Genomic DNA, 19,437 nt, shown 5'->3' with positions numbered 1-19,437 from the left:
CACTAACCTGTGGTCACGGCGCTGAAATTCAAGATCTGCGCCGCCACCAAACTTTGTTTATGTGTTATACCGTCCGCACCGGTGACTTCAGCGTCACCAATTCTTCCGACATGGTCGGATGAACCGCGACGGTGCGGTCGAAATCTTCCTTGGTCGCCCCCATTTTGACGGCAATCCCGGCAAGCTGGATCATCTCGCCCGCACCGGGTGCGACAATATGACAACCCAGTACCTTGCGGCTGGCCTGGCTGACAATCAGCTTCATCAGCACTTTTTGCGCCCGCCCGGCAAAGCTCTGCTGCATCGGTTTGAACGAGGTCGAATAGACCTCAATCGTTTCCTCTTTGGCGGCGTCTTCTTCGCTCAAACCAATGGTGCCCATTTCTGGCTGCGTAAAGATCGCGGTCGGGATCAATTCGTGATCGGGGCTGGTGGGGTTGCCGTTGAACACGGTTTCCACAAAGGCCATGCCCTCGCGGATCGCCACCGGCGTCAGGTTCACCCGGTCGGTCACATCGCCGATCGCATAGACCGAAGGCACAGCGGTCTGGCTGTATTGATCCACCTTGATCTCGCCGCCCTTGCCACGCGCGATACCCAGTTCTTCCAGTCCGAGGTTGTCGGCATTGGGCTTGCGACCGGTTGCAAACATCACCTGATCGAACAGGGTCACATCGCCATTGGTGGCGGTTACGCGGATCTTGTCACCCTCACGCTGCATCTCGGCCACGTTGTTGCCAAGCTGCAAATCGATGCCCGACTGGATCATCTCCTCAGCCACCAAACTGCGCGCCTCATTGTCAAAGCCGCGCAGGATCTGCTCACCGCGATAGTATTGCGTGGTCTTGACGCCAAGCCCGTTCATGATGCCCGCAAACTCGGAGGCGATATAACCGCCGCCCACGATCAGGATGCTCTCGGGGAGCTTGTCCAGATGGAACATCTCGTTCGAGGTGATCGCAAGCTCCGAGCCCGGGAACTCCGGCACCCAAGGGCGGCCACCGGTGGCAATCAGGATGTGCTTTGCGGTTTTTGTGGTGCCATCCGAGAGCTCAACCGTGTGGGCATCCACCAGTTTCGCACGCGCATCAAAGCTCTCAACGCCGGAGTTTTTCAACAGGTTGCGATAGATCCCCTCCAACCGGTCCAGCTCCGCATTGAGCTTGCCCTTGAAGTGGTCCCAGCTGAAGCCTTTGTTGTCCAGATCCCAGCCGTAAGCACGGCCATCCTCGACCATACCGGAATACTCGGAGGCAAAGACCATCAGCTTTTTGGGCACACAGCCCCGGATGACGCAGGTCCCGCCATAGCGGTCCTCTTCGGCGAGCGCTACCGACGCGCCACCTGCGGCGGCAACACGCGCCGCGCGCACACCACCGGAACCGCCCCCGATAACAAATAGATCGTAATCAAAGCTCATACTCGTCGCCCTTCTTATGACTTGCGCGAGGTATCCCACAGCGCGCGGTGAATTGCCAGTCTCGCAAGTGGGGGTGCGACATGGCATTTCAAACACATGCAGGCGTTCATGTCGCGAAACCGTGAAAGAGGCGTGAACGCCTCGCGCACTAGTTTCCCCCGCGCCACTCAGGCCAGTACCGATCCAGAGCCAACTGCACCCGTGCGACCTCAGGATCGGCTGGATTTGCACATTTCGGATCAAGGGACACAGTTTTAAAGGTCAGATCGTAGCGCGCCCCCAGCGGCACCTGTGCCCGCACGCGCAGCCGCGCATAACCTGTGAGCATACTCTTTGGAAAGTAGGTGACAGACACGACATCCGTCCAGCGCAGCGCGTTGACCGTTCCTTCCTTCCTCGCCCGATATATACGCCAGGCGCTCCCCCGCGAGTACGTTCTCCCGTAATGTATGCCCCAGGCGTTCACCCGCAAAAAGCGATCGTTCCACGAGCTTTCAGAGCTCAGCGCCATGATCGTCACAAAGCTCCCAACGCTCCAGATATCACGCAGGTATTCAGGTCCGGAGAACCGCGCGAGGATACTCTCGGGCAGAAGGAAGGTCAAAACCGGCGGAGTTGTGAGCGCCAGAAGAAGCATGCCCCAATTGGGGAGCCGGTCCCTCATCGGGACATCTGCGGTGGGTGACCCATCGTGCCCATCCGGGGTCTCGGAATACATCGGCGTCAAATCCAAAATGCAAAATGCTAAAACTATTCCCGCTTCGACTGCGCCAGACATCGGCATCCTGTCAAGACACATAGCCGCCCTGCAAAGCAAAACGGGGCCTTGAAACGGGCGTCTCCCTCCCCCAGATTACGATCCGTTGGGGACGACCCCGCCAGTGGCTCCACCACGATGGTACAGCCGTTGATTTTGCCTCGGGACGACCCGACCATGAAGATGAGGTCGCCCATGCGTTCCCCCCTTGATCGTATCCGCCACGCCCTGAGTTTTGAGATCATCGCCCTGTTGCTGATCATCCCCCTTGGGGCTGTGGTGTTTCAGTTTCCCATCCATGACATCGGTGCTGTTGGCATCGTCAGCGCCACCCTCGCCACCCTGTGGAATCTGCTCTACAATTACGGCTTTGACGCGCTCTTGCAGCATTGGCGCGGCAGTACGCTAAAGACGCCCAAACTCCGCGTTCTGCATGCGGTTCTATTTGAGGGCGGGCTGCTCATTGTGCTGATGCCGTTCATCGCGTGGTATCTGCAGATTTCACTCTGGCAGGCCTTTGTGATGGATGTGTCTTTTGCGCTGTTTTATATGGTCTACGCCTTTGGCTTTAACTGGGCCTATGATCGGCTGTTCCCATTGCCGGAATGGCAAAAAGCGGCACAAGGCCACTAACCCGCTGACGCCTCGTCTCATGCTTCCCTGCATCTGGGTCGGATAGGCTCAGAAATTCTCACATACAAAAGCCGCCCCAAACAGGGCGGCTTTTATGACATGACGGCTGATCTGCTCACCGAGATCGGCGTGGCAACTGTCACCGCCTCAATTCATGATCCGGCTGATGGCAAAACTGTTGCTCTCATTGTAATCGGCGGTCAGATACGAGAGTTTCCAGCCATTTTGGACGCAGAACTCTGCGACGGCTTCGACCACGCCGTATTTGTAGCCGGTGGCAAAATTACCCATCGTGTAATCATGGCCTGCGATAAAGCCATTCGCCTTCACTTTGGGTGCCCAGGCGCGCAGCTCGGCAATGGTCGTGGCATAGCTGTGGTCGGTATCGATGTAGATCCAGTCAAAGGTCTCATCCGCAAAAGCATCCACCGCATCCAGCGAAAGCGCGCGGGTGATCGCGACCTTCCCGGTTTCCAGCTCCTCGCTGAATTTCGCAAACACCCCTTGGGCCTTACCCTCGTGATACCGCGCGTCCCCCCAAATATCGACGAGATGCAATTGAGATGGCGCATTATGTTCCAGAATGGCGGCGCTAAAGCCCCCCTGATCCACGCCAAGTTCCGCAACGACGCCACCGCTTGGCAGGCGTTTTAACAGCTCTTCGCGGTCCAAAACCAACTGGCAACCCGCAATATTTTCCTTACCCAGCTTATAGTTGGGGATATTGTCGATTTGCGTCTGCACACGCGCTTGATGCAGCTTCACGGCCCCGCTCACCAGTTCGCTCACCAGCTTGTTGGCGGTGACATTCAGCTGTTCCTGTTCTTGTCGCACGGTTTACTTCCTTGTTTCACAAGACGGTCTTCTTTTCTTCGGCCCCATGCTTGCCCGCAAAAAGAGAACATTCTCCTAAGACTGTCGGAAAATCCTCACCACTCTTGACGCCCCAAACAGGGCGGCTGTCACCAAACTGCTATTAGTGAGAGGTTACTCCCCCAAATCCGCAAACAGATTGTCCGTCTCGACAAAATCAATCCGGTCGGTCTCGATGGTGCCTTCATTGATGTCGCGCACCTCGACCTTACCGTCACCATAGCCGATCACCACCGTGTCGCAGATGTCGATAAACAACCCGTTCTCAACAACACCCGGTATCTGGTTGAGAACCAGCGCCAATTGCCTTGGATTGCCAATGCGGTTGAGGTGCAGATCAAGGATATGGTTGCCCTCATCGGTTACATAGGGGCTGGCCCCATTCATCCGAAGCGTCGAGCTGCGCCCCATCACATCCATTGAGATCAGCGTCTCCTCGACCAGCGCCTGCGAGGTCTGCCAGCCAAAGGGGATCACCTCGATGGGCAACGGAAACGCCCCGAGCATTTCGACCTCCTTGGCCTTATCGGCAATCACCACCATCTGATCGGACGCAGTCGCAACGATCTTTTCCTGCAACAGCGCGCCGCCGCCGCCTTTGATGAGGTTCAGATCGCCGTCGAACTCATCCGCACCGTCGATGGTCAGATCCAGCCAACGCGCCTCGTCGAGGGTAATCACCTCAATCCCCACTTCGCGCGCCAGTTCCGCCGTGCGGGCAGAGGTGGGCACGCCGGTGATCTTCAACCCATCCTCGCGCACCATCTCACCCAGACAGCGCACCAGCCATGCGGCGGTTGACCCGGTGCCGAGCCCCACGCGCATGCCGTCCTCAACCAGCTCAGCCGCACGTTTGGCAGCCACAAATTTGGCTTTGTCGATGGGGGATAGCTCGCCGCTCATGGGATATAGACCTCCGCGCTTTTTGATGTGGCGGACCTTGGTGGCAAAAACCAATGGCCTGCGCGATCTTTATAGGCGGTTTGTGTGGCCCGCGCGAGGGGCGATCTGCGCGCGCCGCGCCTGCCGACAGGCAGGCGCGGCGCTGGTCGCTTCGGGGCACCCGAAGCGAAACACCTCTCCTCCGCCCCGAAAGGAACAGTGATGTGGTTGATCATAACTGATTGGTTGCAAAGCGGCGTCAAAATCATAGGTTACACCAGCGCGTTTCCTATCGGAAACGTCGGTTTCAATCGCTCACTTCGCCCCGCACGGACCTAAGATCTCTGCATGACCACACCGCTTCGCCTTCACTATGCGCCCGACAATGCCTCGCTCATCGTGCGACTGGCGCTGGAAGAGCTTGGCCTGCCCTATGAGACACTCCTGGTGGACCGCAGCCAACAGGCCCAGCGCGCACCGGAGTATCTACGCCTCAACCCCAATGGCACTATCCCGGTTCTGGAAACACCGGATGGAGCGCTGTTTGAAACCGCAGCCATACTGCTGTGGCTTTCGGATCAAGCCGCGCGTCTCGCCCCCGCACCCGGATCTGCCGAACGCGGGTGCTTTTTGACGTGGCTGTTTTGGTGCTCGAACACCTTGCACGTCGATTTACGCCAGTATTTCTACCCGGAGAAATATATCGGCCCCGATCCGTCACATCACGCGCAACTGCGTCAAATGCTCCGTCAGCGCTTGCAGGACCACCTGCGCATGGTTGACGCCGCGCTGGCAGTTACCCCGGCCCTCACCGGCAAAGACCAGCCGACGCTCCTTGACCTTTACCTGCCCTGTCTGTTGCGGTGGACCAAGCTCTACGCAGAGACCGCGCAAACCCCATGGTTTGAGCTCTCCGCCTACCCCGCACTCTCTGAGATGTGTCGCCGGGCCGAGGCGCGCAACAGCACAAAGGCCGCACAAATCGCCGAAGGGCTCGGACCGACGCCCTTCACCGCCCCAACATTCGCCATCCCTCCAGAAGGATCAGCCACCTAAATGTTCCTCTCCGTTTTTGACATGTTCAAGGTCGGCATCGGCCCGTCCTCCTCGCACACCATGGGCCCGATGGTGGCCGCCGCGCGCTTTCTTGACATGATGCGCGCCTCGCCGTTTGAGTTTCGCGGCCTACGCGCCTCGCTGCATGGCTCGCTTGCCTTCACCGGGGTGGGTCACGCCACCGACCGCGCCACCATTCTCGGGCTCGCGGGCTTTCTGCCCGACACCTATGATAACGACAAAGCCGAAGACACGCTCGCGGCCATCAATGCCACCAAGACCATTGTGCTTGATGATCTTGGCACCCTGCAGTTTGATCCCAAGGCGGACATGATCTTTGATTATGATCACGCGCTGCCCGGCCACGCCAACGGCATGGTGCTGATGGCAACCGACGCGCAGGGGGATGTCACGCTGCGGCAGGTATATTATTCGGTCGGCGGGGGCTTTGTGCTCACCGAAGAAGAACTGGCGCAGGGCAAGGCCACGGATGAGGGCGACCCGATCCCCTACCCGTTCAAATCCGCCGTCGAGATGCTGGAGATGGCGAAAACCTCCCGCCTCACGATTGCCCAAATGAAACGCGCCAACGAGGTCTCGCGCGGATGCGAGGAAAGCCTCGCCAAGGGCACCCAACGCCTATGGCAGGTGATGAACGATTGCATCAACCGTGGGCTGGAGCGCGACGGCATCCTGCCCGGCGGCCTGAGCGTGCGTCGCCGCGCCAAGGGCATCTATGATTCCCTGATGGCCGAGCGTGGCATGAACCTGACCGCGCCGCACACCATCAACGACTGGATGAGCGTCTACGCCATGGCCGTGAACGAGGAAAACGCCGCCGGGGGTCAGGTCGTGACCGCCCCCACCAATGGTGCGGCTGGCGTGCTGCCTGCGGTGCTGCGCTACTACCTCAATCATGTCCCCGGCGCGTCGGAAAAACATATCGAGGATTTCCTGCTGACCGCCGCCGCCATCGGCGGGCTGGTCAAATACAATGCCTCGATTTCCGGCGCTGAGGCGGGCTGTCAGGCCGAGGTCGGGTCGGCCTCTGCCATGGCGGCGGCGGGGCTCTGCGCAGTGATGGGCGGCACGCCGGAACAGGTGGAAAACGCGGCCGAAATTGCGCTCGAACACCACCTCGGCATGACCTGTGATCCGGTCAAGGGTCTGGTGCAGGTGCCCTGTATCGAGCGCAACGGCCTTGGCGCGATCAAGGCGGTTTCGGCGGCGTCCCTGGCGCTGCGCGGCGATGGTCAGCACTTTGTGCCGCTGGATGCGGTGATTGAGACCATGCGCCAGACCGGGGCCGACATGCATGAAAAGTACAAGGAAACCTCGCTCGGTGGCCTTGCGGTGAACGTGCCCAACTGCTGAACCCGCAAACAGGCGCGCCATCCGTCCGGCGGGTGGCGCAGCCCCTTTGGCGGCTTTCACTCAGCCAATGCCCGCGCCGATCTCATCCGCCAGTCGCAACAGCGGCTGCTGTGATTGCTGCGCATAGGCCATCACCCAGGCCCCTTGCAGGCGGATATGCAGCGCATAGGCCGCCGCATCCGGCTCTGCCCGATTGAGCCGCCGCGCCTCGCGCGCCAGACCCTCCGTCCAGCTGGCATAGACCTCCTGCACCGCCTCTTGCAGCAAAGGCGTGTCCGAGGCCGCCTGCAACACGCTCAGCACCGGGCAGGCCTCGATGTGGTCGACCTGCGCCAATGTGGCCGCCAGATCCCGGCAGGCCGCCTGCGCGCCCTCTTCGAACGTCTCTGCCCCTTCAAAGGACCGCTGCACCAAAGCCTCGATCCAGGCCCCTGCCCAGCGCGTGGCCGCCGCCGCCAATTCGGGTTTGCCGCCGGGAAAGTGATAATAAAGCGACCCTTTGGGCAGACCCGCCTCGGTTAGAATCTCGGTCAGCCCCACCCCTGAATAGCCCTTCCTGCGAAAGAGCCGTGAGGCGGTCTTGATCAGTGTGATGCGGGTGTCTGGCGCGGTCATAAAAAAGCAATAGCCTCATTGGACCGATTGGTCTACACATGCAATTAGACCGACTGGTCTACACACAGTCAGACTACACACAGTCAGAGGTGATCCCCCATGTCCCCCACGCCCGAAACCATCCCCTTTGGCCCCAGCAGCAGCCCGCTTGTGGGCAAATGGTATCCGGCGCAGGGGCACATGCAGGCGGCCATGGTTCTGCATGGGGCAACCGGTGTGCCGCAGCGGTTTTACCGTCATTTCGCGGCATGGGCCGCAGAGCGGGGCATTGGCACCCTGACCTATGACTACCGGGATTTTGGCGACTCGCTGCATGGCCCTATCCGCAACAGCCCCGCCTCCATGGCGGATTGGGCGGTTGCCGATCAGGACGCGGCACAACGCAAACTGGCCGAGCTTGCCCCCACCGGGCCGCTTTGGGTGCTTGGGCATTCATTGGGCGGGTTGGGCGTTGCGTTTCACACTTATCCCGCGCGGGTCTCACGCATCATCACGCTGGGGTCCGGGATGACACATCACTGGGATCACCCCTGGAGCTACCTGCCCAAGGTTCTAGCCTTCTGGTTCCTGCTTGGCCCGCTTGCAACGGCGGTGACAGGCTATCTGCCGGGACGGCGGCTCGGGCTTGGCGCAGATCTGCCTGCCGGGGTCTACTGGCAATGGCGGCGCTGGTGTACGCGGCGGGATTTCTTTGCCAGCGACATTGGCCGGTCTCTGCCACAGCCCGATTTCGACGCGCCCCATCCGCCACTGGAACTCTGCGTGGCGACGGATGATGTCGTCGTGCCCCCCGTCGCGGTTCAGCGGTATGCGGCGCATTTTGCGCCCAGCCGCACCCAATTGCGCATGTTTGATCCCGGCCCCTATGGGCTGAAGCACCTGGGCCATGTGAGCTTTCTCGGTGCAGGTCTCGGAGCGGGTCTCGGCGCAGGCAACGCGGCCGCCTGGGACGCCCTCCTGCTGCACCAGACCGCGCAGGTCGACGCAGCCCCTCTGCGGCAGGCGCGATAGCGTCAGTGGCCCGCAGCTCCTGAACATATTCACCACTTGCCAAGCCCCGCCGCCGCCCCTAGCGTCGCCGGATGAGCCAAACATCTGCCACCACCCCCGATACAACAGACCGCCCGCTTCTTGGTATTGCCTTGATGCTGGGCTTTTGCGCCCTCATTCCGCTTGGCGATGCGGTGGCAAAACTTCTGTCGACGCGCATTCCGGTGGGGCAGATCGTCTTTGTCCGCTTTGCAGCACAGGGGATAATCCTCGCACCGGTGGCGCTGATGCTGGGGATCTCTCTGCGCCTGCCTGCGCGCATTATGCCCATCGTGCTGCTGCGCACGGTGCTACAGATGGCGGGCATCACCGCGATGTTCATGGCGCTGCGGTTCCTGCCTTTGGCGGATGCAGTGGCCATTGCCTTTGTGATGCCCTTCATCATGCTGCTCTTGGGCAAATATGTCCTCAAGGAAGACGTCGGCCTGCGCCGCCTTCTGGCCTGTATCGTGGGGTTTGCCGGCACGCTTCTGGTGATCCAGCCGAGCTTTGCCGCGGTGGGCCTGAACGCGCTCTGGCCCTTGGCGGTGGCGGTGATTTTTGCGGTCTTTATGATGGTGACACGCACCATCGCCCGCGAAACCGATCCCATCGCGATACAGGCCGTGTCCGGCGGCATGGCCTGCGTGCTGATGGCGGGGCTCTTTGCGCTTGGCGCACAGTTCGAGCTCAAAGAACTGAACACCACACTGCCCGCCCGCCCCGAGGTGAACCTGCTGCTGCTAGCGGGGGTTTTGGGCACCATTGCGCATCTGCTGATGACATGGTCGCTGCGCTATGCGCCCACCAGCACGCTGGCTTCGATGCAGTATCTGGAGATCCCGATTGCGGTCTTTGTCGGTTGGCTGTTCTTTTCAGAGCTGCCCAACACAATCGCCACCTGCGGGATCGCATTGACCATGGCAGCAGGACTTTATGCGGTGATGCGCGAACGCAGCGTCAGCCGCGCGGCGCGCAAAGTGGACCCAACCCCGATCAGCAAGACCGGCCTGCCTGCATCGCCTGAATAAGCCCACTGAGGCAGTGCCGCGGCAGCATCGCCAGCAGTCCCGGCCCGTCCACCTCGATCCGGATTGGCCCGGTGGCGCGATTAGAGGTGCCAATGCGCGACATCGGCGACAGGTTCAGCCCCTCGATGGGCCACTCCAGCCCCTCTGAACGCCCCGTCACAGGACACAGCGGAAAGAGTGAGACCACATCACCCGCGTTCAGTGCCACCTCCAGCGGTGTGGTCAGATGCACCACCAGCTCATGCGCGCCGATCAGAATGCAACTGGCCGCATGCGGCTGCACCAATACATTGAGCGCGGCCAACTGGTGATCCAGACGCGCGCCCAGAACGCCGACAGCCAGCACCAGAGGCGCATTGACCGACCGCAGGGCCTTGTCGAAATCGGTCGTCTCCTGTTCTTCAACAAGATGCAGTATACTCTCAGAGAGGGCCGCACGGGTCGCATCAGACACCGAGTCGAAATCACCGATCACCGCCCGAGGCCGATGCCCAAGCGCCAGCGCCTGATCCGCGCCACTGTCGATGGCAACCAGACCCGGCGCATGCGCCAGAGCTTCGGCCAGATCAGATCTGGTGACATCCCCCCCGCCAATCAGCGTGACCGGGGCGGTTTCCTGAACAATTACCTCTGTCATGGAGGGTATCTGGCAGAAATGGAAACAAGCCACAATGTAAACACAAAATTATACGAACAATTGCTAGGAGTCGGGCCGAATTTGACCCGAAGATGAATAGTGTTGACCTTGCGACTTTGCTGAGGACGAGCCGACGAATGGTACAGAATAACAAAGTTTTAACCGTTTCTTATGGAACGTTTTCGTGCACCCTTGAGGGGTTCGAAGACTCCTTTGACACGATGAAAGCGATTGCCGAGTACTTTCGTGATCTGGCTGCGGATGACCGTTACTTTGGTGCGGAACCGCCTCAGCCAGATGCCGAGATGATGGCCCGGATCGCCCAGCGTGAAATTGCCCGTCAGGTTGAGGCCCGTAGCAGCGACAGCGGTATTCATCTGCGCGCTGCCGCCGCTGCACCTGCGGCGCCCGCTCAGGTGGCCACGCCAGGCGCCACGCCTGCTGCGGAGACCCGCGCAGAACCTCAGCTCGAAGAGACCGCAACCGAGGACGCCGATGCGGTGGAGCCGGTCACCGATTCGCCCGCAACGACTGCTGAAATCGCGGATCAGATCGCAGAAGATCGCGAAGCGGTGGCTGAAACCACTGCCGAGGATACGGATGCAGCGTCAGCCTCGATCCTCGCAGATGTGAGCAGCGCGCTTAGCGAAACACGCGCCGAGGATCTCGCCACTGACGTAGATGAGGCGGATGATATTCAAGACGACATTCAAGCGGACCTCGCAGATGACCTGATGGCCGAGGCCGAGGATGTCCTCGACCCGGCTCCGCGGTCCGAAGATACCGTTCCTGCCACCGACAGCATTGCAGCCAAGCTGCAGCGCATCCGCGCCGTCGTCGCCAAGACCCCCAACCGCAGCGAAGAATTCATCGAGGATGAGCACGCCGATGCGGTCAGCACCGGTGAAAACGACCTGCCCGAGGACGTAGCGACCGCCTTTGAAGACGATCTGCGTGACGATGAGTCGTTCGAGGACGAAGCAACGCATGAAGAATCCGTCAGCGACATTCTGGATCGGCTGGACCTGACCGGTGCGCGTGTGGATGCGCCCGCCTCGGATGACGCAACAGACGCAGAGGACGAGAGTGACGCCGACACGGTGTCTGAAACCATGGCTCAAGACACTCTCTCTGACGAGAGTGCGGACGAGCCGGAGGCGCAGGCACAGCCAGTGCGCCCTCAGCGCCCCCTTAAGGCGCGCACCATCCGCGTCACCCGGAACGTCCAGGCCACGCCCGAAGACTCTGATGCGGCAGAGCCGGAAGCGGACGAGCCAGAAGCACAAAACGCTTCAGACGCGACAGCAGCGGCTCCGTCCGCTGAGGCCGAAAGCGATGCAACCCCGGCCGAAGAGAAACCAGCAGCGGCTGAGGCCCCGGCAGAACCAATCCGCCCGCGCCGTCCGGTGCGTGGTCGGGTGATCCGTGTGAAACGAGCACAAGCGGATGGCTCTCTGATCGACGCCACCGCAGAGGATGTAACCCCGCGCCGCGAACCGGCCGCTGACGCCCCAAAAGCCATCGCTCCCGCCGCGCCCAAAGAAAGCAGCCTCTCGGAAGATGAAGAAGCTGACCTGATGGCCGAGCTGGCCGCCGTTGAGGCCGAATTGATGGCCTCAAGCGGATCACAGGCGGATGCGACCCCAGCAGAAGACGATGCGTTTGAGGAAGACCATGCCGAGATCGCGCCAGAGGCGCCTGCTGCGGCAGAACGCCCCGCACGCGAGATTCTGACCTCCTCGGATGCGTCGACCGACGGGGATGTCTCGCGTTTGATGGCGGCTGCCGATGACCGTCTGAGCGACGAGGATGCAGCCTCATCGCGCGAAACCTATAATCAACTGCGTGCGGCGGTGGCTGCGGCCCAGGCGGATACCGGCGAATCGGATGACACCCGCCGTGAGGCCCGCACCCGCGCCTTCCGCGAGGATCTCGCCCATGTGGTCCGCCCGTCCCGTGGGGGATCTGACGACGGTGCCGCTCGCGGCTCAGGTCAGGCGCGCCCCGCACCACTGAAACTGGTGGCCGAGCAGCGCATCGACCCGACCCCGGAAGAAAAACCTACCGCAGCCGCACAGGCACAGCCTTCGGATACGCCAGTGCGTCCCCGTCGGGTCTCCAGCGTGCTGATGGGGTCTGACGAGGACGACAGCACACCTGCGGCCCGGCAACAGGACGGCGCTTTTGCCACCTATGCGACGGAAAAAGGCGCGGTGGAGCTGCATGAACTGCTGGAAGCTGCTGCCTCTTACATGAGTTTTGTGGAAGGCCGCGAGAGTTTCTCCCGCCCGCAACTGATCAACAAGGTGCGCATGCTTGAGGGGCAGGATGATTTCAACCGCGAGGACAGCCTGCGCTCCTTTGGCATGTTGCTGCGCGAAGGCAAGCTGAAGAAGGCCTCCAACGGGCGCTTCTCAGTGTCTTCACAGATTGGCTTCCGCCCCGGCAACCGCGCGGCAGGCTAACCGCCACAGCCGCCATAGTATCGATGATCAAAAAACACCGCCCTGTTTTGGGCGGTGTTTTTGTTTGATATCAAACCCTTCATGTCGCGATAGGTTGACGACAATGTCTGAGGTGTTTCGCTTCGGGCTTTGCCCGAAGCGACCGGCGCCGCGCTCCCCTGCGGGGAGCGCGGCGCCGGGCCCAACTGGGCGATGGGTCCCGCAAGGGGCACGGAGCACGGGCGGGAGCCTCCCGCCCTCACATCATGTGCGCCGATACGGAGCGGTGTTACTTTGGATGTTCGTCGTGGAGCGCGTCGGGATCTTCCTTGCCGACACCTTTGAAAACGAACTTGAACGGCAGCACCCAAACCACGCCCAGCGCGACATAGACCAGCAGCTCCAACCAGATCGGCGGGCGATCCAGCAGGTTCATGATCGTCACCGCCAGCACAATATAGAGCGGCATCCCCACAAGCAGTATCACCAGCGCCCAGATCCTCCGGGCGCGGTAGCTGAGACCATCCTTTGCCATCAGTCAGCGAAGGGGTCGGTCACCAGAATGGTGTCGTCCCGCTCCGGGCTGGTGGACAAAAGCGCGACCGGGCATTGGATCAGCTCTTCAACCCGGCGCACATATTTGATCGCGTTGGCAGGCAGATCTGCCCAGCTGCGCGCGCCCTCAGTGGACTCACTCCAGCCTTCCATCTCCTCATAGATCGGCGTGCAGCGCGCTTGCTGATCGGCGGCGGTCGGCAGATAATCCAGGCGGGTGCCGTCCAGATCATATCCCACACAGATCTTCAGCGTCTCAAACCCGTCCAGAACGTCGAGTTTGGTGAGGGAAATCCCGTTGATGCCGGAGGTTGCGCAGGTCTGGCGCACGAGACAGGCATCAAACCAGCCACAACGGCGCTGACGGCCGGTGGTGGTGCCAAACTCATGACCCCGGGTGCCCAGACGCTCGCCATCCGCATCCGGTTTGCCGTCCGCGCCCAGCAGTTCCGTCGGGAACGGACCTTCGCCCACGCGGGTGGTATAGGCTTTGACGATACCCAGCACATAATCGATGGAGTTGGGGCCAATGCCAACACCGGTCGCCGCCTGACCGGCGATCACATTCGACGAGGTCACAAAGGGATAGGTGCCGAAATCAATGTCCAGAAGCGCGCCCTGAGCGCCTTCAAAGAGGATACGTTTGCCCGCTTTGCGCTTCTCGTTCATCACCTTCCAGACCGGCGCGGCGAAAGGCAGAATCTCACCCGCGATCTCTTTCAGCAAGTCGACCAGTGCGTCACGGTCGATCGGCTCCACGCCGAGGCCCTTGCGCAGCGGGTCATGGTGCTGAAGTGCCCGGTCCACGCGCGCCTCAAGCGTCGCATGATCGGCCAGATCGGCCACGCGAATGGCACGGCGGCCCACTTTGTCCTCATAGGCCGGGCCGATACCGCGACCGGTGGTGCCGATCTTGGTGCCTTTGGAGGCCGCCTCTTCGCGGGCGCGGTCCAATTCACCGTGGAATGGCATGATCAGCGGTGTGTTTTCCGCGATCATCAGCGTCTCGGGCGTGATCTCCACACCCTGGGCGCGCACGGTCTCAATCTCTTTCATCAGGTGCCACGGGTCGAGCACGACACCATTGCCGATGACGGAGAGCTTGCCACCACGCACCACGCCCGAGGGCAGCGCGTGCAGCTTGTAGACCTTCTTGTCGATGACCAGCGTATGGCCGGCGTTGTGGCCGCCCTGAAAGCGCGCGATCACATCGGCGCGTTCGCTGAGCCAGTCAACGATCTTGCCCTTACCTTCATCGCCCCATTGGGCGCCGACTACCACGACATTGGCCATCTCAGGTCCTTTGTATGCTGGGTTGAAACCGACGCCCCGTATAGCGAGGCGGCGCGGGCGAGGAAACCGGAATCTCGTCGCATCATGGTTACAATCTCAGGTCCGCACCTGCAGCGCACTGCAAAAACGGGCCCGGAGCCTGCCCGACCGAAGAGGATTATTAAAACGGGCTGCGCTAGATCACATCATCAGGCAGGTGGACCGGAGCCCCATGCGGCGTGGACAGATAGGCCTCTGCCCAGCCTTGCCGGATGCGTTCTACTTCGTCCGCATCGGTGTGTCCCTGATCCGCCATCAACCTTTGCAACGTGGCCAGCCACACCGTGAAATAGTCATCACCGCCATTGAGTTCGCGGCTCAGGCCCGCCTGCCGCAACCCGGCAGAGAAGCGCTCCACCCATTCGGGCCATGTAAACAGCCCGCTTTCATTCAGATGCACCGCCAGCGCAAAGGCCTGCGCGTGCCATGGGGCCTCAAAGGCTGGCTCAAGGCGCTGAAGGGTGTCAGTCATGTGGATACAGGCTCCAGATAGCTTTGCCACAGATCCAACACCACCTCGTCACCGGGGTTCTCCACCTGTGGCCACAGGGCTTTTGCCGCAAACACCACCGCATAAAGTGGCTCTGCGGCCTCCCCTTGGCCATGGGCATTGGAATCGGGAAAGACGTGGCTGCCGTGCAGGCGCAAGATCCGCCCCTCGGCGTGGCTGGCATAGGTGGGCAGCCGCGTGTGGCCGCCCGCGACAGATCTATTGCCGCTCAGCCGCGTGCGCACGATGTCGCCAGGCTGATAGCGTGCGGCCACAGTGCTGTCGCGATCCGCAGGTCCCCCCGCCGCAAGCACTGCCGCAACACGCGCCGCAGGCAGGTGCCGCGCCGCGAGCGGATGGATGGTGTCTGGCGCGTCCGACACCGCGCTCAGATCCGCACGGCTCAAGACCCCTTGCGCGACCAACAGATCCGCCAGCGCGGCCAGCCATTTCTCATAATAGCTGAAGTTCATATAGTCAGAGGGGCTGAGGCACTCGCGCGCATGGCGCGACATATCAATGTTCCACTGCCCCAACGCACCGCAGGCCAGAGTCACCGCGAGCGCGCGGGCATGCCAGTCCTGCGCAAAGATCGGCGCATCCTGAGGTTCGGGATGGATCGCCCCGTCCCCGTAGCGCCCGCCCATATCATGGATGCGGCTCATGCGGGGACCTCGCTGGCCGGCGTTGCCAATGCGGTTCCTATCATCGAATCGCGCCCCACAAGCGCCATCAAGGCGTCCTCACTCCACCCTTCGGTGCCCTCGGGGCGCATCGGCAGCACCAGATAACGCACCTCAGCGGTGGAATCCCACACCCGCACCGCGGTCTCGTCAGGCAGGGTGACGCCAAATTCCGCCAGAACTCTGCGAGGCTCGCGCACGGCACGCGCGCGATAGGCATCGGATTTATACCACCCCGGCGGTATCCCCAACAGCGGCCACGGGTAGCAACTGCATAGGGTGCAGACGACCATGTTATGCCGCTCTGGCGTGTTCTCGATCACCACCACATGCTCCCCTTGGCGCCCATTGAGGCCCATCTCATCCAAGATCGCATCCGCGTCTTGCAAAAGAGCTGCGCGAAACGCGGGATCATGCCAAGCCCGCGCCACCACGCGCGCGCCGTTCTGTGGGCCGATCTTGTTTTTATACGTATCAATGATGGCATCCAGCGCCGCCGGGTCGATCAACCCCTTGCGGGTCAGAATCGTCTCCAGCGCCTTGACGCGCAGGGCGGGCTCGGATGGCAGCAGGCTATGCGGGTGGTCGGGATCATCATGAGGCATGTCGAATGCTGGCGTCGCAGCCCCTGCTGTGTCCAGTTTCAAATCGTGATGCATACAATCAATTCCTGTTGCGCAGCCGGTTTTTGCGCCCCTCAGCAAAAGACAAAAGAACTCCGCCCTTGCCCCGACCGGCAATCTTCCCTATGAACCGCCCGATACTCAGCCAACAGCCGCAGGGTCCTATGGAAAACGTCGTTCTCATCATCCATCTTCTTCTGGCGCTCGGCCTCATTGCCGTTGTTCTTTTGCAACGCTCCGAGGGCGGTGGCCTTGGCATGGGTGGCGGTGGTGGCGGCGGTGCCATGACCGGACGCGCAGCTGCAACCGCGCTGAGCAAAGTAACCTGGGTTCTGGCCATCGCGTTCATCGCGACCTCCATCACCCTCACGGTGCTGGCCGCTCAGAAATCCGGGCGCTCGTCGATCACCGACAGCCTTGTGCCGTCGACGCAGGATAGCACGCCGGACGCACCGACCTCTCCGCTTGGCAACGATCTTCTGCCGCCAAGCTCGGGCGAGAACGCGCCGCTGGTACCCAGCGCCGACTGACATACAAAACCTAGACAGACTTGAGGGAACCGTAACAGCATCTTGCGGTTCCCTTGCGCATGCTTTGCGAATCTGATAACCGTTAAGTCCCGTGATGCTGCGGTTTTTGAGGCGTGAAAACACACGTTGAAATCACCGCCGGGCAGCAAGAGATGCGGGGTCTTCCCCGGATCACGACTGAACCGATTTGGACCTGACACGATCTCACGGGGGCAGCCGAAAACATGGCGCGTTTCATCTTTATTACTGGCGGTGTCGTCTCTTCTCTGGGCAAGGGACTGGCCTCTGCTGCGCTGGGTGCGCTGCTGCAAGCGCGGGGCTATTCCGTCCGCCTGCGCAAACTCGACCCCTATCTGAACGTCGATCCGGGCACCATGAGCCCGTTTGAACACGGCGAGGTCTTTGTGACCGACGACGGGGCCGAAACCGACCTTGATCTGGGCCACTACGAGCGCTTCACGGGCGTGCCAGCCCGCAAGACCGACTCGATCTCCTCCGGGCGGATCTACACCAACGTGCTCGAGAAAGAGCGCCGCGGCGACTACCTCGGCAAGACCATTCAGGTGATTCCGCATGTCACCAACGAGATCAAGGACTTCATCTCCATCGGAGAGGATGAGGTCGATTTCATGCTCTGCGAGATTGGCGGCACCGTAGGCGACATCGAAGGCCTGCCCTTCTTTGAGGCCATCCGCCAGTTCAGCCAGGATAAGCCGCGCGGTCAGTGTATCTTTATGCACCTGACGCTGCTGCCCTACATCAAAGCCTCTGGCGAGTTGAAAACAAAACCGACCCAGCACTCCGTGAAGGAGCTGCGCTCCATCGGTCTGGCCCCCGATATTCTGGTCTGCCGTTCTGAGGGTCCGATCCCCGTCAAAGAACGCGAAAAGCTGGCGCTCTTTTGCAACGTGCGCGCCGACAGCGTGATTGCGGCGCAGGATCTGAAATCCATCTACGAGGCGCCGCTGGCCTATCACCGCGAAGGGCTCGATCAGGCGGTTCTGGACGCCTTTGGCATCGCCCCTGCCCCGCGCCCGACGCTGGACACATGGGAAGACGTGGCCGACCGCATCTACAACCCCGAGGGTGAGGTCAAAGTCGCCATCGTCGGCAAATATACCCAGCTTGAGGACGCCTATAAATCCATCGCCGAGGCACTCACTCATGGGGGCATGGCGAACCGGGTGAAGGTGCGTATCGAGTGGGTCGACGCAGAGCTCTTCGACAAGGAAGACGCAACGCCATACCTTCAGGGCTTCCATGCGATCCTCGTGCCCGGCGGCTTTGGCGAGCGCGGCACCGAAGGCAAGATCAAGGCGGCGCAATATGCCCGCGAGCACAAGGTGCCCTACCTCGGCATCTGTCTCGGCATGCAGATGGCCGTGATTGAGGCCGCCCGCAACGTGGCCGGTATCGAGGAAGCAGGCTCCGAGGAATTCGACCATGAAGCGGGTAAAAAGCGTTTTGAACCCGTGGTTTACCACCTGAAGGAATGGGTGCAGGGCAACCACAAGGTGAGCCGCAGCGCCGATGACGACAAAGGCGGCACCATGCGTCTGGGTGCCTATGACGCGTCCCTCGCCGATGGGTCCAAAGTGGCCGAGGTCTATGGCTCCACCTCCATCGAGGAACGCCACCGTCACCGCTATGAGGTCGACATCAAATACCGCGAAAAACTCGAGGCCTGCGGTCTGAAGTTCACCGGCATGAGCCCGGATGGCCGCCTGCCCGAGATCGTTGAATGGAGCGACCATCCTTGGTTCATCGGCGTGCAGTTCCACCCGGAACTCAAATCGAAACCTTTCGATCCGCACCCGCTGTTCAAGGATTTCGTCCGCGCGGCCAAGGAAACCTCGCGTCTGGTCTGATACCTGCGCAACGTCACGATAACTGAACAAAGGGCATCTCTATCGGGGGTGCCCTTTTTGCATGCGCTCCTTTTTCATGCGCACTTGGCAGCGCGATGAGCTACTGCCACACTCCGAACCTACCGGAGGAGAAGACATGCAAACATGTTTGGGGCGCATCCTCATCTATACAAAACGCATCAATGACATGGTGGCGTTTTACACCGCCCTTTTTGGCTACACCCGCCACGACCTCCCCGGCGACCGGATCGTCGAATTGCGCCCCCCAGCCGCCGGTGCAGCCCTTCTGTTGCATCCTGCCGCCCGCAGACAGAAAATCGGGCAAGCCAGCGTTAAACTGGTCTTTGACGTTGAGGATGTGGCCGGGTTCTGTGCCGCTGCATCAAAGGCCGGCTTTGCCTTTGGCAACCTCCACGAGGCGGACGGCTACCAATTTGCCAATCGCAAGGACCCGGACGGCAATTCGGTCTCTGTCTCAAGCCGAATTTTTGCGCCCAACAGGTGAGTCTCGTTAGCAATTTAGAAGCCCCCATCTCTTATGGTCCTGAGTCGAAGTGACGACCCAAGCACGGCCGAGAATGGCCGTTGGAGACGACGATGCCAGA

At 61.1% G+C, this 19,437-nt stretch carries 20 protein-coding genes; 9 read left to right on the top strand and 11 right to left on the bottom strand.

Features of this window, described 5'->3' with window-relative positions:
* Nucleotides 1-64 precede the first annotated feature (64 nt).
* Together gor and QNI81_RS04055 are read right to left on the bottom strand one after the other, a co-directional pair.
* Complete coding sequence (gene gor, locus QNI81_RS04060) at nt 65-1,420, bottom strand: glutathione-disulfide reductase (RefSeq protein WP_283967446.1); 1,356 nt, start codon at nt 1,418-1,420, stop codon at nt 65-67.
* A 148-nt stretch (nt 1,421-1,568) separates the two neighbouring features.
* On the bottom strand, nt 1,569-2,138 hold the full coding sequence (locus tag QNI81_RS04055; protein ID WP_283967445.1) for a hypothetical protein: 570 nt from the start codon (nt 2,136-2,138) through the stop codon (nt 1,569-1,571).
* Between the two features lie 234 nt (nt 2,139-2,372).
* Here QNI81_RS04055 and QNI81_RS04050 point away from each other — a divergent pair, with 234 nt between their 5' ends.
* Nucleotides 2,373-2,810 carry a PACE efflux transporter gene (locus QNI81_RS04050; RefSeq protein ID WP_283967444.1) on the top strand — a complete coding sequence of 146 codons (438 nt, stop codon included), beginning with the start codon at nt 2,373-2,375 and terminating at the stop codon, nt 2,808-2,810.
* A 147-nt stretch (nt 2,811-2,957) separates the two neighbouring features.
* On the opposite strand, the gene QNI81_RS04045 is transcribed toward QNI81_RS04050, so the two are convergent.
* Together QNI81_RS04045 and rpiA are read right to left on the bottom strand one after the other, a co-directional pair.
* Nucleotides 2,958-3,644, bottom strand: a complete 687-nt coding sequence (locus QNI81_RS04045; RefSeq protein WP_283967443.1) for a class I SAM-dependent methyltransferase — start codon at nt 3,642-3,644, stop codon at nt 2,958-2,960.
* 153 nt (nt 3,645-3,797) lie between these two features.
* Nucleotides 3,798-4,586: a ribose-5-phosphate isomerase RpiA gene (gene rpiA, locus QNI81_RS04040; protein ID WP_005619953.1), complete on the bottom strand. Its 789-nt coding sequence runs from the start codon at nt 4,584-4,586 to the stop codon at nt 3,798-3,800.
* A 327-nt stretch (nt 4,587-4,913) separates the two neighbouring features.
* On the opposite strand from rpiA, the gene QNI81_RS04035 reads away from it, so the two are divergent.
* Together QNI81_RS04035 and QNI81_RS04030 are read left to right on the top strand one after the other, a co-directional pair.
* Nucleotides 4,914-5,621 (top strand): glutathione S-transferase family protein, encoded by a 708-nt coding sequence (locus QNI81_RS04035; RefSeq protein WP_283967442.1) that lies wholly within the window; start codon nt 4,914-4,916, stop codon nt 5,619-5,621.
* Nucleotides 5,622-6,995 (top strand): L-serine ammonia-lyase, encoded by a 1,374-nt coding sequence (locus QNI81_RS04030; RefSeq protein ID WP_283967441.1) that lies wholly within the window; start codon nt 5,622-5,624, stop codon nt 6,993-6,995. It begins immediately after the preceding gene.
* A 60-nt stretch (nt 6,996-7,055) separates the two neighbouring features.
* On the opposite strand, the gene QNI81_RS04025 is transcribed toward QNI81_RS04030, so the two are convergent.
* Complete coding sequence (locus QNI81_RS04025; protein ID WP_168594109.1) at nt 7,056-7,610, bottom strand: TetR/AcrR family transcriptional regulator; 555 nt, start codon at nt 7,608-7,610, stop codon at nt 7,056-7,058.
* A 99-nt stretch (nt 7,611-7,709) separates the two neighbouring features.
* On the opposite strand from QNI81_RS04025, the gene QNI81_RS04020 reads away from it, so the two are divergent.
* Both QNI81_RS04020 and QNI81_RS04015 read left to right on the top strand, forming a co-directional pair.
* Nucleotides 7,710-8,621: an alpha/beta hydrolase family protein gene (locus QNI81_RS04020; RefSeq protein ID WP_283967440.1), complete on the top strand. Its 912-nt coding sequence runs from the start codon at nt 7,710-7,712 to the stop codon at nt 8,619-8,621.
* Between the two features lie 71 nt (nt 8,622-8,692).
* Complete coding sequence (locus QNI81_RS04015) at nt 8,693-9,670, top strand: DMT family transporter (RefSeq protein WP_283967439.1); 978 nt, start codon at nt 8,693-8,695, stop codon at nt 9,668-9,670.
* On the opposite strand, the gene QNI81_RS04010 is transcribed toward QNI81_RS04015, so the two are convergent.
* Nucleotides 9,636-10,307, bottom strand: coding sequence for a thiamine diphosphokinase (locus QNI81_RS04010; RefSeq protein ID WP_009176773.1), 672 nt, complete (start codon nt 10,305-10,307; stop codon nt 9,636-9,638). The genes QNI81_RS04015 and QNI81_RS04010 overlap by 35 nt on opposite strands.
* A gap of 137 nt (nt 10,308-10,444) precedes the next feature.
* Between QNI81_RS04010 and QNI81_RS04005 the strand changes: the two genes are divergently transcribed.
* Entirely contained in the window at nt 10,445-12,772 is a 2,328-nt protein-coding gene (locus QNI81_RS04005) for a chemotaxis protein CheA (protein WP_283967438.1), read from the top strand.
* A 268-nt stretch (nt 12,773-13,040) separates the two neighbouring features.
* Here the strand turns inward: QNI81_RS04005 and QNI81_RS04000 are convergent, their stop codons facing one another.
* From QNI81_RS04000 to nthA, 5 genes are all read right to left on the bottom strand, one after another.
* Nucleotides 13,041-13,286 (bottom strand): DUF2842 domain-containing protein, encoded by a 246-nt coding sequence (locus QNI81_RS04000; protein WP_283967437.1) that lies wholly within the window; start codon nt 13,284-13,286, stop codon nt 13,041-13,043.
* Nucleotides 13,286-14,599 (bottom strand): adenylosuccinate synthase, encoded by a 1,314-nt coding sequence (locus tag QNI81_RS03995; RefSeq protein ID WP_009176440.1) that lies wholly within the window; start codon nt 14,597-14,599, stop codon nt 13,286-13,288. Before QNI81_RS03995 ends, QNI81_RS04000 begins: the two co-directional genes overlap by 1 nt.
* 175 nt (nt 14,600-14,774) lie before the next feature.
* The gene (locus tag QNI81_RS03990; protein WP_283967436.1) at nt 14,775-15,110 is read right to left on the bottom strand and encodes a nitrile hydratase accessory protein; all 336 of its coding nucleotides are present in this window, start codon (nt 15,108-15,110) and stop codon (nt 14,775-14,777) included.
* Entirely contained in the window at nt 15,107-15,793 is a 687-nt protein-coding gene (gene nthB, locus QNI81_RS03985) for a nitrile hydratase subunit beta (protein ID WP_283967435.1), read from the bottom strand. The genes QNI81_RS03990 and nthB overlap by 4 nt, the downstream gene beginning before the upstream one ends.
* Nucleotides 15,790-16,416, bottom strand: a complete 627-nt coding sequence (gene nthA / locus QNI81_RS03980; RefSeq protein ID WP_283967858.1) for a nitrile hydratase subunit alpha — start codon at nt 16,414-16,416, stop codon at nt 15,790-15,792. The genes nthB and nthA overlap by 4 nt, the downstream gene beginning before the upstream one ends.
* A gap of 182 nt (nt 16,417-16,598) precedes the next feature.
* Here nthA and secG point away from each other — a divergent pair, with 182 nt between their 5' ends.
* The 3 genes from secG (at nt 16,599) to QNI81_RS03965 (ending at nt 19,337) form a co-directional block, all read left to right on the top strand.
* A complete protein-coding gene (gene secG / locus QNI81_RS03975) occupies nt 16,599-16,964 on the top strand; it encodes a preprotein translocase subunit SecG (RefSeq protein WP_009176593.1) in 366 nt (121 codons plus the stop codon).
* A 224-nt stretch (nt 16,965-17,188) separates the two neighbouring features.
* A complete protein-coding gene (gene pyrG / locus QNI81_RS03970; protein WP_009177176.1) occupies nt 17,189-18,832 on the top strand; it encodes a CTP synthase in 1,644 nt (547 codons plus the stop codon).
* Between the two features lie 136 nt (nt 18,833-18,968).
* A complete protein-coding gene (locus QNI81_RS03965) occupies nt 18,969-19,337 on the top strand; it encodes a VOC family protein (RefSeq protein WP_283967434.1) in 369 nt (122 codons plus the stop codon).
* Nucleotides 19,338-19,437 lie beyond the last annotated feature (100 nt).

Origin of the sequence: Tritonibacter sp. AK171 (assembly GCF_030127025.1) — a bacterium.
GTDB classification, from domain to species: Bacteria; Pseudomonadota; Alphaproteobacteria; order Rhodobacterales; family Rhodobacteraceae; genus Epibacterium; species Epibacterium mobile.
Note: the sequence above shows the minus strand (reverse complement) of the source record. Positions and strands in the feature narration are given on the sequence as shown.